Source organism: Coraliomargarita parva (assembly GCF_027257905.1).
Classification (GTDB): Bacteria; Verrucomicrobiota; Verrucomicrobiia; order Opitutales; family Coraliomargaritaceae; genus Coraliomargarita_A; species Coraliomargarita_A parva.
Genome location: NZ_JAPZEI010000002.1, coordinates 264,003 through 276,894 on the forward strand (window position 1 = coordinate 264,003; position 12,892 = coordinate 276,894).

11 protein-coding genes are annotated in these 12,892 nt (G+C 56.1%); 4 read left to right on the plus strand and 7 right to left on the minus strand.

Annotation, left to right across the window (positions count from 1 at the left end):
• Window positions 1-185 precede the first annotated feature (185 nt).
• Window positions 186-413, minus strand: coding sequence for a tudor domain-containing protein (locus tag O2597_RS03425; protein ID WP_269522787.1), 228 nt, complete (start codon window positions 411-413; stop codon window positions 186-188).
• 79 nt (window positions 414-492) lie between these two features.
• Between O2597_RS03425 and O2597_RS03430 the strand changes: the two genes are divergently transcribed.
• Entirely contained in the window at window positions 493-1,485 is a 993-nt protein-coding gene (locus O2597_RS03430; RefSeq protein ID WP_269522788.1) for a LacI family DNA-binding transcriptional regulator, read from the plus strand.
• Window positions 1,486-1,973: 488 nt separating this feature from the next.
• Here the strand turns inward: O2597_RS03430 and O2597_RS03435 are convergent, their stop codons facing one another.
• From O2597_RS03435 to O2597_RS03455, 5 genes are all read right to left on the minus strand, one after another.
• Window positions 1,974-3,188 carry a carbohydrate porin gene (locus O2597_RS03435; protein WP_269522789.1) on the minus strand — a complete coding sequence of 405 codons (1,215 nt, stop codon included), beginning with the start codon at window positions 3,186-3,188 and terminating at the stop codon, window positions 1,974-1,976.
• 599 nt (window positions 3,189-3,787) lie between these two features.
• Window positions 3,788-4,105, minus strand: coding sequence for a LacI family DNA-binding transcriptional regulator (locus tag O2597_RS03440; RefSeq protein ID WP_269522790.1), 318 nt, complete (start codon window positions 4,103-4,105; stop codon window positions 3,788-3,790).
• Window positions 4,106-4,225: 120 nt separating this feature from the next.
• Window positions 4,226-6,376 (minus strand): glucans biosynthesis glucosyltransferase MdoH, encoded by a 2,151-nt coding sequence (gene mdoH, locus O2597_RS03445; protein WP_269522791.1) that lies wholly within the window; start codon window positions 6,374-6,376, stop codon window positions 4,226-4,228.
• On the minus strand, window positions 6,373-6,954 hold the full coding sequence (locus O2597_RS03450; protein ID WP_269522792.1) for a hypothetical protein: 582 nt from the start codon (window positions 6,952-6,954) through the stop codon (window positions 6,373-6,375). Before O2597_RS03450 ends, mdoH begins: the two co-directional genes overlap by 4 nt.
• On the minus strand, window positions 6,942-8,444 hold the full coding sequence (locus tag O2597_RS03455; RefSeq protein ID WP_269522793.1) for a glucan biosynthesis protein: 1,503 nt from the start codon (window positions 8,442-8,444) through the stop codon (window positions 6,942-6,944). Before O2597_RS03455 ends, O2597_RS03450 begins: the two co-directional genes overlap by 13 nt.
• A gap of 287 nt (window positions 8,445-8,731) precedes the next feature.
• Here O2597_RS03455 and cimA point away from each other — a divergent pair, with 287 nt between their 5' ends.
• A complete protein-coding gene (cimA, locus tag O2597_RS03460) occupies window positions 8,732-10,309 on the plus strand; it encodes a citramalate synthase (protein ID WP_269522794.1) in 1,578 nt (525 codons plus the stop codon).
• 93 nt (window positions 10,310-10,402) lie between these two features.
• Complete coding sequence (locus tag O2597_RS03465) at window positions 10,403-10,564, plus strand: hypothetical protein (RefSeq protein ID WP_269522795.1); 162 nt, start codon at window positions 10,403-10,405, stop codon at window positions 10,562-10,564.
• Between the two features lie 109 nt (window positions 10,565-10,673).
• Here O2597_RS03465 and rho read toward each other — a convergent pair whose 3' ends face one another.
• Complete coding sequence (rho, locus tag O2597_RS03470; RefSeq protein ID WP_269522796.1) at window positions 10,674-11,816, minus strand: transcription termination factor Rho; 1,143 nt, start codon at window positions 11,814-11,816, stop codon at window positions 10,674-10,676.
• A gap of 652 nt (window positions 11,817-12,468) precedes the next feature.
• Between rho and O2597_RS03475 the strand changes: the two genes are divergently transcribed.
• Window positions 12,469-12,633: a hypothetical protein gene (locus O2597_RS03475; protein ID WP_269522797.1), complete on the plus strand. Its 165-nt coding sequence runs from the start codon at window positions 12,469-12,471 to the stop codon at window positions 12,631-12,633.
• Window positions 12,634-12,892: the final 259 nt, after the last annotated feature.

Below are 12,892 nucleotides of genomic sequence, written 5' to 3' on the forward strand. Positions count from 1 at the left end.
CAACATGTAAAACTCATCAATTGTAAGTCTTTGATCATCAACAATGAGAACTAGACTCAAAATCTGGTTCCTTCGGGAGTGTGGGTTCGACCCCCACTCTGGGTACCATTAAAGCCTCGCAAGCAGCGGGGCTTTTTTGTGGCAATTTACATTTCAGGCAGATTGCGGGGGGGGGCGCCTTCCGCCTATGCTACGGCTACGGCGGGACATGTCGGTGGTCCGGTTCTGCGCAGTGCGCGGCCTGATTCTCTGCGTGGGCTTTCCGTCAGGAGAAGAATACTACCGGCATAAACAACGCTCCGGTAATAGCGTCCGTTTTTATGCTTACTCTTCACGATTAGAAAGCGGTTTTCGGAAGTGATCTCCGTAATGTTTTCGAGGGAGACCTGCTGGTCCTCGGCGACGATTTTCATCGGATATTATGCATACTTATCCGGGAGAATTCGATGAAATTACTTTCCATTTGAGGGATATCTGTAAACGATGTCATACATGTCCCGATCCATCAAAGATGTTGCCCGATTGGCTGGTTGTTCCATTTCGACGGTATCGAGAGTGTTATCTGGTAACGGGTATATCAGTGAGGAATCCCGCCGGAAAGTGGAAGCTGCGGCGAAGCAGTTGAATTATCGGCCAAACCGTGTCGCGCGCAGTCTGAGGGCCCGCCGGTCAACGGTGATCGGACTGCTGGTTTCTGATATACGAATGCCGTTCTTTGCGGAGGTCAGTTCGTCGATTGAGCGTACGGCGATGGCCAATGGATATACTGTTTTAATTTGTAGTACGGAGGAGGACGAGCGTAAGGAAGCGCTTTATCTGGAACTGATGCAGGAAGAGCAGGTGGCGGGAATTGTTTTTTCGCCGACCTGCTGGAAAAACAAGTCGATCGATTTCAGCGCCTTGCCCCCAGTTGTTTGTGTCGACCGCAAGATGGCGGACGTGAAGTTGGATTCCGTTTTGGTCGATAATGCGGATTCCTCCAAGCGTTTGGCTGAATGCTTGGTCGAGGGCGGCTACCGCCGTGTGGCAGGCATCTTTGGTGGGAGCAACAGCTATACCACCAGCACGCGTGTCGAGGGCTTTAAGGCGGCCTTTGCCGGGAACCCGTCACTCTTGGCCAAGGTGTATCAGTCCGCTCCGACCGAAGAGGCGGGGGCCAAGCTGGTGCGACAGGCCTTGGAGGAAGATCCGGAAGTCGATGCCTTTTTTTGTGGGAATGCCTTGATTGCCAGTGGCGCGTATCGTGAGCTTCGTCTGGGGGGGCGGCGCAAGCCCTCTGAATTCGGCTTCGTTAGCTTTGACGATCCGTCCTGGGCGAGTTTTGTGGAGCCCGCGGTCACGGTGATCCGGCAACCGGCGGCCTTGATCGGTGAAGCCGCGACCGATCTCCTGCTCAAGCGAATTGAAGACCCCGAGCGTCAGGTCAGCGAGATGATTTTGCGTGGTGAGCTGATTGTGCGCGAGTCGGCTTTGGGGCCACGCTAGCTAAGTCGAGATTGCGGCCATTCCTGCGCTTCGACCATTCGGCACGCTCATGACAGGCGCGCTCAGGACCGGCCAGGATAATGCTTACAACACTGTCGAGGTCGGCAGAATGATTTTAGGCAGAATGATGCTTACAACGGCGCTTTGGGAAACAGAATGATTACTGACAGGATCATTCCTACAACCGTGTGGGTGAGGCAGAATGATTTTCTAGCAATGCAGCTGGTGTGGCGTGTCCCGCCTTCGTTCCTACGGCGTGGCGTGTCCCGCCTTCGTTCCTACGGCGTGGCGTGCCCGCCTTCGTTCCTTGGGGCTTCGTTGCTCTACGCCCGCACGAGCCGGCGTGGCGTGTCCCGCTTGCGTGGTTCGCAGAATCCTCCTCATTTTTAGGGGCATTGCCCGAAAATGAGGAGGAACCAAAAAAGCCCTGCCGTGCATGACACGACAGGGCGGATGTCTAGGGTATTTTGTCTGAACAACAAAAAGGACTAATAGCTGATCTTGGCGCGGAGACCGGCGATCCACACGGTACTACGGTCAGTGTTGCCGGCCGGATTCATGACGACTTGAAAGCTGGGCTGGAGGGTGAGCCAAGGCGTCACCGCTGCCTTGTAGGTCAGCTCGGCGGTGTATTCCTCGGAGGACTTCGGCCCGCCGCTGTTTTCGGAGGCTTTCGAGTAATCATCGCTGATGAGGGCGGCAATCAGGCCGAGCCCGACTTCATCGTTGGGGCGGCTATTGAAGGGACCGACCGCGCGGAGGATGGCGGTGATTTCATTTTTGTAGAGGTTCCTGTCTTCGGGGGCATGGCCGATGGACAGCGATGCGTCCACATGGCGTGAGCCGTCACTGTTGAGATTGTAGAGCGTGCGACCCGCATTGAGGTAGACGAGATAGTTGTTGTCGGCATCGTCTTTCAGATAGCGGCCGAAAGAGCCGGTGTTGTAGTGGGCGCCGAGTTTGATAAAGCCCGGCTTTTCGGTGCCTTCTGCGGATGTGTAGCCGATTTCTGCCCCATAGGCGACCGGACCGTGCCAATCAAAATTGAGGCCGGTGCTGTCGTATTGAACCGGGTCGTAGTCACTGCTGTCGTAAACGCCGCCTTTCAGGTAGAGTCCACCGTTGGTCGGGCGGTAGGTGACCACTGCGCCAAGCTTTTGCGCCGGGTCCCAGGGGATACCTGCGCCAAAAATGATATTGGGCACGTAGGAAAGCTCATCGTTCATGAAGGTGCTGCCGTAGTCTTGGACGCCGAACTCGCCGACGCCGTCGATTTTACCGACCTTATAGCTCAGTGCTCCGTCGAGCAGGTCCTGACCGAAGTAGATGTTCGCCAGGCGTGTGTCCTGCGGTCCTTCCATGGAGCTCGGGTTGGTGAAGACGCCGAACACCGTGCGGTTATAGTTTTTACCATCCTGATGGACGCCACTGATTGAGATATAGCTGTTTTCCCAGCCCAGCATCTTTTCGAGGTCGAAGTCGGCGGAGAGCCGTTGCCGCCAAAAGTAACCGGTACCGTCTTCCGCCGCGCCGGAGAAGTCGTCGTAGACGTCAAAGATCGTGTGAGTACGTACGGTGATGCCTTGGTTTTCGAGTCCGGAACGGAGACCGCCCCAGTCGCCAAACAGGTAGGGAGATTCAGTAGTGGGTTGGGCGGACAGGGGGAGTGCAGAGAGTGCGAGTATCTGGAGGTATGTTTTCATGATTTTTTAGGGGAGGGGTCCCTGTAGATGGGGACGGTTTCGGGCGAAACACATATTACTCAAAATATGCTGGTATGTATGGAAACGTTGCCACAATATTTTTGTCAATATAAAATATGTCTTCTTCTAATTGGCAAAAGTAGAATCCGGAAATACTCTCTTTGGTCTAATAATTAGAGGATTTCTGGCTTTTTGATCTCGCGGATAGACCGTTGGTCTTTTTTTGTGGAAACGATGCCACATAATAGTCATTTACAGCTTGGTGCAAGGGGCGATTACGTGTGAATGGCACTACTTTAAGGACAAATTGAAGGGTTCCTATTGCAACAAAGCGTCGCTCGTAGTGGCTGCTTTAGCTGCCATATTCAGCATCCTAAGCCACCTCGGCTCGATGGCGACTGAAGTCGCCACTACGATAAGAAGCTTAAAGTAGTGCCATTCCGATTACGTGTCACCAGTCTCACTGCCTGTGATGGGCTGCGTTTGTCCTGTCCGCTTGAAGTCCTTATGGGGCATCATCGCTTAAGCCAGGGCTCCAATCAATCTAGGGGCATTGGGGACTAGTCGAATTGTGCCGGGGCATTCGAGTTTGGGCTACTCTAGCTTTGTGCGGGGGCGCGCAAGGTCACGCCCTGGATCCATGATCCCTCGACCAACATTCGGATTGGTGTCTCCGGGATTCCGCGCTCGCCGCGTTGCAGCATGCCGATTAGAAAATCGATCGCGGTTTGCCCGATGAGTTTCCCATTCTGGTCGATGCCGGAGCGGGTGGCCTCGTTTTCGCCCAGGCTCAGCCAGGCACAGCCAATGTCTTCAGGCACTTTGAGGCCCATCTTGGTGAGAAGTCCCATCGCCGGGTCGTCCGTGTCAGTCAGGATGACGTCCGGCTGGTTGGGCTCAAACCAGCGCAGAAGCACCTTGCTGTGACTGTTTTGATTGATGACTTGATACGGAATTTCACATATTCACTGAGCTTTCGTTGGTCGGCATTGAACGATACAAGCGTAAACTTTTTTCATAGGCGATCGAAGGCCTGTCTAGATCGTGCGGGCGGGACCATCGAGTTCGGCGACAAAGAGGCTACGGCGGCTATAGCGGCTCAGGGCCAGACGCCACCAGTTGTGCAGTTTGCTTTCAGTCATGGTCCAGATCCGGCGGTGCAATTGTCGCATGGATTTCGGATCGTTGAGCAGGCGGATTTTCTCATCGGTACTGAGCGCGGGGGCCCCTGAGTCGATCAGTTTCTGGCCCAGGGCTTCGAGGTTGGTGCGGGTCTCGGACGTCTGGTTTCGCCGGCGGGGTAGGAAGTCGAGGTGGAGGGCATTGATATATGGGTCAAGAATGGCTTGAATGAGGCCGAAATCATCGCGGAGTATCTCAATCGGTACGGGGTGCTCGACCCGCATGTCTGCGCATTGATCCAGGAGATCGATAATGTGTGTTTTGTGTATTTCCTCGGGAGTGACTAGGTAGCCATTGGACTTCAGCCAGAAGGAGGCATCGGTATGGCTGGAGAAGACGGAGAGCGGAATGGCCATCAGCCAGCCGAAGAGAATGGGACTCATCCAGAACATGAGGGACGGGTCGATCTTCCATGCGAGTACCGCCCAGAGCAGGCCGATCAGGCTGTGTCCGATGTGGGCCTGACAGGCGGCCATCCAGGTGGTGTGGGCCGCATTCCGGTTCTGCGCCCGCCAACTGACTTTGTTACCGGTCAGAATCGCGACGACAAAGGCACTGTGAAACAACATCAGGCTGGGGGCCAGCAATGTGAAGAAGAGGACTTCCATTAGTACGGAGGCCGCTGCCTTGAGCCCGCCTCCGAAACGCCTGCGAAAGTCCGGTTCCACCGCAAGGCGGAGGATCGCGAAGAGCTTAGGAAGAAAAATCATGCTGAGCGTGAGTGCGAGAATGACCAGCATATGATCCGTCAGCTTGTTGGGAGAGAAGGGCAGGAGCGCGGGGCGTATGAGAAGGGTGAGGCCGCTGCTTTCCCAGCTGTAGGCGGCCATTGTGCTGATCCCGAGGAACAGGAGCCAGAGCGGTGCCGCCAGATACGAGTAGATGCCGTTGAGCATGTGTACGCGGTTGAGGAAAGGAATGTGTCCGAACAAGGCGATCCATCCGTGCTGCAGGTTGCCCTGGCACCAGCGTCGGTCGCGTTGGGCGAAATCAAGGAGGGTGGGCGGTAGTTCCTCGAAGCTGTCGCCGATGTCGTAGGCGAGCCAGACCTCATAGCCGGCTTTCCGCATGAGGGCCGCTTCGACAAAGTCATGGCTCAGGACTCGCCCGCCCAATGGGCGTGGTCCGGGCAACTCCGGCAGGCTGCAATATTCGATGAATGGCTGGATACGGATGATGGCATTGTGGCCCCAGTAGTTGCCTTCGCTTTGCTGCCAGAAATTCAATCCGGCCGAACTGATCTCACCGTGAATGCGATTGGCGAATTGTTGGAAACGGGCGAAGAGTGTTTCTGCACCAAACAGAGAGGGGGCGGTTTGTATGATGCCGACTTCCGGGTTCATCTCCATGAGGTGTACCAGTTTGAGGATACACTGTGCCGACATGAGGCTGTCGGCGTCGAAGCAGATCATGTAGTCGAAGTGGGACCCCCATCGACGGCAGAAATCACTGATGTTGCCGCTTTTCTGGTTCAGGTTCGAGATGCGGTGGCGATAGATGATCTGTCCGTGGGCATTGTACTTGTTGGTCAGTTCCTGCCAGAGGCTCTCCTCTTCGATCCAGCGGTTGGGATTGGTCGAGTCGCTCAGGATACAGAACGTGAAATGCTCCAATCGGCCGCTTTCCTTCAGAGCCAGGTACGTTGCCTCGATGCCGTTGTAGAAGCGTACGGGGTCCTCGTTGTAGACGGGGAAGAGCAAGGCGACCCTCGATTTCAGTTCATCCCCGCCGGTTTCGTCCGACAGCTTGAATTGACGGGAGATGCGTATCCGGTCTCTCCGGAACAGGAGGACCAGAAAGCCAAAGAGGGATTGTGAAAACCCGAATGCCAGGCCGGAAGTCAGGATAAAGTAAAGTGCGAAGAGGGTCCATTTGGCCGGGGTCATGCCGGTTCGGTGTAGCCAGTCGATGAAAAGCAGGCTGCTGACCAGCACGAGCATGCTAAAGGTCCCGAAAAACAAGATCCGGCGGAAATGGCAACTCGGTGTCTTTGGTTTCGCGCTCATTTTGAAAAGATATAGACGATCCAGACCATGAGGATGAGCAGCAGGGCTGGTCCGAGTTTACGGAGCAAAGGGACCCGGCCGAAGACTGCCGTGGTGGTGGTGGCGACATCCTCAATGGTTTCAAATCGAAGGGTGGGGGCACCCATCGAGCGGCGTCGCAACTCGGGCACAAGTTGCAGGCGGTAGAGATCTCTTAATTGCTGTGTGTCTTCGGGGCCTAGCGGGGCGCCTTCGATCAGTACCTCGGGTTGTCGGGCCGGGACTTGGGCACGCCGGATTGCCAGTAGGAGCTTGTTCGTGTCGATCTTGTCTGCTCCATCCACCAGTTCCGGGCTGATCCGTGCGAGGCCCGCTTCGATTTCATCGAGCGTGCGGTCGGCTGCGATGGCATCCAGAGCTTTTGGATTGTTGTTCCTCGTTTTAGCATCCAGGGCTTCGAACAGGATACGCTGCGTATGCAGGCCGCGGACTGCAGCATGCCGGATCCCATAGGCGCGCAGGATGGCCTCGACCCGCTGGTAAGCCAGGTCGGTGTCAGCCTGCTGAATGCGTGGGTCGTTCTGGACTAGGGGAGCCATGAGTAGGACCAGCGTTCGGAGACCTGGTGGCCTTCGCGCAGGAGTTGGGCGGACATTTCATAGGGCTTTTGGCGCTGAAGGCCCGCGGGTGTTTTGAAGTGGGCGAAGACGCGTATTCGGTCCTCCGATACGTTGTATTGGATGACTGGATTTTCCAGTACCTCCGCTTCACCCCAGTCGAACCCGAGTGAGAGGCGACTGATCTCCTCGGCCAGTAGTGATTCAGGCCGGGTGAATTCGATAATGACGGTGGTGGCATCGGGGTCCAAAGTACGGCGACCCACCCGGGTCTCCACCACGCGGGCCATTTCCGACGGAGGCGGTTTTAACAGCATTGAAATTGTGTAGTCCAAGTCGATCGGGCCGGTTTCGTCCTCGGCAAGGTCGGGCATCCAGAATGCGGTTACATTGTCCGTCGCCTCGGTCGCGGTCCCGAAGGTATAGAGTACGACGGAGCCCATCGGGAATTGGCGGTTCGGAGTGATCCAGGCCGAGGGGCGGTGTTCGTAGTTGGCTTCCAGATCCTTGTAGTTTCGGAATTGCCGGTCCCTTTGCATCAAGCCGAAGCCGCGGAGTTTGGCGGCTGGGAATTTCCGGGAGTAGCGTCCTGGCAGGTTCTCGAGCGTATGCCAGGTCCATTCCCTGTCGGCGTGGATTAGCAGGCCGTCGGAGTCGTGGACTTCCGGACGCCAGTCCTGGTAGTCGTGGTTGGTGTTCTCGCCAAACACAAACATGCTTGTGATGGGAGCGATGCCGACCACATCGGCCCCGCCCTTGCGGAAAAAGAGCCTGGCGCGTACGTCAATCCGGGTGCTTCCATTCGGGTGAACCGTGAACTGGTAGGCGCCGGTGACACGTTTTCCTTCGAGCAAGGCGAAGAGGGTCAGGCTTTCTTCCTCGGGCTTGGGTTTCTTCAGCCACAGTTCCGTGAAGCGGGGAAATTCCTCCTTCTTCCCGAGTGTGTCCATGCTCAGGCCACGCAAGGAGAGTCCATAGGCCTGACCTTTGCCGAGGGCACGGAAATAAGAGGCTCCGAGAAAGACAATCAGGTCGTCATAGACGTCTTTACGATTGAGCGGGTACTTGACGCGGATCCCGGCGTAACCTTGCGGATTTCGCAGAAACCCGGGCTTGTAGGCGCTCTTCTCGTAGTTGAAGGCGGTTTCCAGAAAGGGAATCTCCTGCACGTGCGTGTCGCTGGTTTCGAAGATACGGATGGCGTCGTGGTAGATGTGTCCCAAGTGGAAAAACTCGACGCGGAAGGGGAGCGGGTCGTTCCACCAGAGGGCTTCGGAGGGGCGAAAACGGATATTGCGATAGTCGTCGTAATCGAGCTCCGCGAGCGCCTGAGGCAGCTTGGCCGACGCTTCCGGCCGTTCCATTTGAATACGTTCAGCCGCGATCGCACTGACCGCTTCGAAGTCGATCAGACTGCGTTCCTGCTGGGCCAGGGCGGACCCTGCCAGGACGAAGAGTAAGAATATCCGCATGAGAGTGAGTAGGATGTGACTACTAGCCGCGAATAGACGAATATGGCGCCATTATGCGATGCTAATACTGATAAACCTCGGAAAACCTTTATAATCCCTCAGTTGCTTAAAGTAAGCACAGCGTAGGCCAGAACTCAAACGGCAGTAGCTGTCCCAAATAAGGCCTTATTTGTACCTGGGGGGTTCTCTTAAGGCGCCGGGGTGGCGGGAAGTGGATGCGCTGCGATTTAGGTTTGCCCCCGATGGCCTGATTCATTGTTTTCGTCGGTTTCCCATTTGATCCAACCATGACGCAGGCAATCAAGATCTACGACACAACGCTCCGTGACGGCACACAGGGCGAGGGAGTTTCGTTTACCGTGGCGGGCAAGGTCCGCGTGGCGGAGAAACTGGATCAGTTTGGTATTGATTACATTGAAGGTGGTTGGCCGGGCTCGAATCCGCGCGACATGGCCTTTTTCGAGGAGGCCAAAAAGCTCAAGCTCAAGCATGCGAAGCTCGCCGCATTCGGATCGACCCGACGGGCCAGCCTCTCTGCCGCGGAAGATCCGCAGCTGCAACTCTTGCTGGAGGCGGCCACGCCGGTCTGCACGATTTTTGGCAAAACCTGGCTGCTGCATGTGACCGAGATTCTCCGCACCACCGCCGAGGAGAATCTCAATATGATTGAAGATTCGGTCCGTTACCTGACTGAGAACGGCCGGGAGGTTATCTACGATGCCGAACACTTCTTCGACGGATATTGCGACAACCCGGAATACGCCATCCAGACACTGGAGGCTGCGAAACGCGGGGGAGCCGTCTGCCTGACGCTCTGTGACACCAATGGCGGCAAACTGGTCAGCGAGGTGCATGAGATCGTGGGTAAGGTCTGCGCGCATTTCCCCGACACTCCGGTCGGCATGCACTGCCACAATGATTCGGGACTGGGGGTTGCGGTTTCCCTCGCCGGGGTCGAATCCGGTGCTGCTCTGGTACAGGGAACGATGAACGGGGTGGGTGAGCGCAACGGTAACGCCAACCTGACTTCCATTATTCCGAACCTGGTGCTGAAAATGAAGCGCGAGCTCAGCTGTGCGCCGCATTTGAGTAAGTTGCGAGACCTCTCCCTCTTTGTGGACGAGATGGCCAACCGCTCCTCGGATATCAAGGCGCCCTTTGTCGGAGCCAGTGCTTTCGCCCACAAGGGCGGGGTGCATGCGGATGCCGCGGCCAAGGTGAAGCACAGTTACGAGCATATTGAGCCGGAACTGGTCGGCAATCGCACCCGCGTGCTGGTCTCGGACATGTCCGGACGCAGCAGTGTGATGATGAAGGCAAAGGAAATCGGGGTCGAACTGGACGCCCGTTCGCCCGAGCTAAAGGATTTTCTCGGGGAGCTGAAGGAACTCGAATTCCGCGGCTACGAATACGAAGCGGCGGATGCCTCTTTTAAGCTCCTCCTTGCCCGATTCCTGAAAGATAAAAAGGAGGATTTCGAGCTTATCGGGTACCGGGTCATGGTCAGCAACCAACCTGCGTTGAATCGCGTGGTTTCCGAAGCGACGGTTCAGATCCGGATCGGTGACGAGATCCACCACACCGTGGCGGAAGCGACCGGTCCGGTCGGCGCCCTCGACGATGCCCTTCGCAAGGCCATCGCGCCGGTCTTCCCCGAAATTATGGATGTCGAGCTGATCGACTTTAAGGTGCGCATTCTGGAGAGCCAGCACGGCGCGGATGCCATTATCCGCGTGCAGATCGAGTCGACCGACGGCGAGGAAATCTGGGGCACGGTGGGTGCCAGCGACAATATCATCGAAGCCACCTGGGAAGCCCTGGTCGATTCCGTCGAATACAAGATCCTGCTGGAATCGGATAAGTAGAAGCGACTGTCATCGCTTTTCTACGGGACAGCAAACTGTCGCTTTTTTAATTCTCCTCCTTGGTTAAGGAGGAGTCCCTGAGCTTCGCCTGCCATGAGTGAGTCGAATGGTCGATGGGGAGGTGGTTTGTCTATCAGTAGTGGAAAGGACCCCTCCGTCTTCCGCTGTGCGGAATCCACCTCCCCTGCTGGCAGCCGTCTTCGGATGAAGCTGCGCCGTGCCAGGGAGGAGGAGTTGGCGGTGAATCAATCGTAGCCGAAGTTGTGAAACTTTGGCCTCTTTGGCATGGCGGAACCACCCCGTCTCGCGCCGGGCGCGATCCACCCCTCCTGATTCAGGAGGGGAATTTTATTCATGCGCGCGTTTATTTCAGGGCCAGGAGCTTGAGGAATTCGTCGTTGTTCTTGGTCTGGCTGAAACGGTCGATCATGGCCTCGGCGGCGTCCTCGATCTTCTGGCCGGCGAGCGCACGGCGGAGGAACTGGGCGCCTTCCAAGTACTTGCCGGAAAGCAGGAGTTCTTCCTTACGGGTGCCCGAAGCATTGAGGTTGATTGCGGGCCAGAGGCGGAGCTCGGCGGCCTTGCGGTCGAGAACCATTTCCATGTTACCGGTGCCCTTGAACTCCTGGAAGATCAACTCGTCCATCTTGCTGCCGGTCTGGATCAAGGCCGTGGCGATAATCGTGAGGCTACCTCCATCTTCGCAGTTACGTGCGGCGGAGAAGATCTGGCGCGGTTTTTCCAAGGCACGGATATCGAGACCGCCGGTCATGGTGCGTCCTCCCTTGCCGGAGGCGGCATTGTAGGCGCGGGACAGGCGGGTGATGGAGTCCATCAGCAGGACGACGTCCTTGCCGGCTTCAACCAGACGTTTGCAGCGCTCGATCGCGATTTCGGCCAGCCGCAGGTGGTTGGTGATCTCCTCATCATTGGAGGACGCGTAAATTTCGGCATCCACACTGCGCTTGAAGTCGGTGACTTCCTCTGGGCGCTCATCGACCAGAAGGACGATCACATGGCATTCCGGATGGTTCTCGATGACCCCGTGGGCGATATCGTGGAGCAGGGTAGTCTTACCGGTGCGGGGCGGTGCGACGATGAGGCCGCGGGTGCCTTTGCCGATCGGGCAGAACAGGTCCATGATGCGAGTGGTGACGCGTCCATCCTTGGCTTCGAGGCGGATTTGCTCGTCCGGTGCGATGGTCACCATCTGCTGGAAGCTCATACGGCCCTTGCGGTCTTCCAGCGGCGCGCCGTCGACTTTCTCGATATAGCGGACCTTGGGATTCGGGAAACGGTCGTTCTTGATCGCGTTGCCCTCGATGAAATTGCCCTGCTTGAGCTTGAAGCGCTTGATCAGCTCGCGCGGGACGAAGGGGTCACTTGGCTTGGTCTTGCCGTTACGTGCGGGGTCGATCAGCTGGCCGGTCTTGTTCTGGAGGATCTCCAGGACGCCGGATACGGAAATCTGGTTGTTGGGTTCGTTCGAGTTTTCTTCCTGACTCATGTTTGCTGTGCCTTGCGGTGCTGGTATCTCAATGGGATGGGAGCGGGTAGGACGTAACCTTGCTGCTTCCCGGTTGCACCAAAACGTAGGGATCGGGTGCGGTGTCGGTAAAGGGTGTATCGTTTTGAAGCCTTAGTTCGGACCGGCGGTCCGTTCATTCGAGCAACCGTTTTTGCTCATGCCTTTGTGACGATAGGCTGGATTCAATGGACAAGTCGGAGTCTGTCAATGCCTTAGAATGATTGTCTATGGGGAGGGAGATCTGGGGATCGGAAGGAAGCGGAGGAAGAAGCGTCTGTCGTCGCTTCTCTACGGTTGTGGTGCGCGACCCTTCGGCAAGCTCAGGGTGGTGAGCCAGTCGAACCACAAGCGAACACGCCACGTTTTTGAACCGTGAATGAACGTGAATTAACGTCAATTAAGATGGATGGAGATGCCTGACTGACCGGTTCAGGGGCACGGTCGAATGGTCGGCGGGTGCCTGCCTAGACGGTTTTAGATAAGTCTTTCGTTGCAATCCATTGCCTGACTTAGTAGAAAGCTACGAACAAGGTGTTTGCCTCGCACCTGTCCTGATGCTTGTCGATGGGGCAAAGCTGTCGTGCTAAACCGTGTTCGTAAGATTTTTAAGTGTGACCGATCATACTGATTTATGAAAGAAATGGAAGGCGACTCCGAAGGGAAGAAGGAATACAGCAAGACTCCCATGAGCGCTAAGATCACATTTGGAATCCTAGCAGCATTGATTCTGATTCCCCTCATCCTAATCGCACTGACCGTGATTTTCGACATAATCCAGATGAGCAATTTTAACTGAGAATAAAGGCAGATGGCGGGAATTTGGATCGGTGTTTTGATAATGTTTTTGGGGCTGACTATGACGGATGGCTTCGGGGAAGTCTCTGTGACTCTTATTCTGCTCGGTGCTACGATTTCAGGATTTTCGTGGCTGCGTTGCCGGGATGGTAAACGAGGGGATTGGTCTCCTTGTATCTTCGATCACCTGTAACCCCTCCGTCTCCGCTTTGCGGAGCCATCTCCCCTTGAAAAGAGGAGGAGCTTCTTGCTCTATAAGA

Excerpts from the sequence above, each read along its gene's own strand:
- O2597_RS03425 (WP_269522787.1), bottom strand. The coding sequence starts at position 413 with ATGAAAATCGTCGCCGAGGACCAGCAGGTCTCCCTCGAAAACATTACG.
- O2597_RS03430 (WP_269522788.1), top strand. The coding sequence starts at position 493 with ATGTCCCGATCCATCAAAGATGTTGCCCGATTGGCTGGTTGTTCCATT.
- O2597_RS03435 (WP_269522789.1), bottom strand. The coding sequence starts at position 3,188 with ATGAAAACATACCTCCAGATACTCGCACTCTCTGCACTCCCCCTGTCC.
- mdoH (WP_269522791.1), bottom strand. The coding sequence starts at position 6,376 with ATGAGCGCGAAACCAAAGACACCGAGTTGCCATTTCCGCCGGATCTTG.
- O2597_RS03450 (WP_269522792.1), bottom strand. The coding sequence starts at position 6,954 with ATGGCTCCCCTAGTCCAGAACGACCCACGCATTCAGCAGGCTGACACC.
- O2597_RS03455 (WP_269522793.1), bottom strand. The coding sequence starts at position 8,444 with ATGCGGATATTCTTACTCTTCGTCCTGGCAGGGTCCGCCCTGGCCCAG.
- cimA (WP_269522794.1), top strand. The coding sequence starts at position 8,732 with ATGACGCAGGCAATCAAGATCTACGACACAACGCTCCGTGACGGCACA.
- O2597_RS03465 (WP_269522795.1), top strand. The coding sequence starts at position 10,403 with ATGAGTGAGTCGAATGGTCGATGGGGAGGTGGTTTGTCTATCAGTAGT.
- rho (WP_269522796.1), bottom strand. The coding sequence starts at position 11,816 with ATGAGTCAGGAAGAAAACTCGAACGAACCCAACAACCAGATTTCCGTA.
- O2597_RS03475 (WP_269522797.1), top strand. The coding sequence starts at position 12,469 with ATGAAAGAAATGGAAGGCGACTCCGAAGGGAAGAAGGAATACAGCAAG.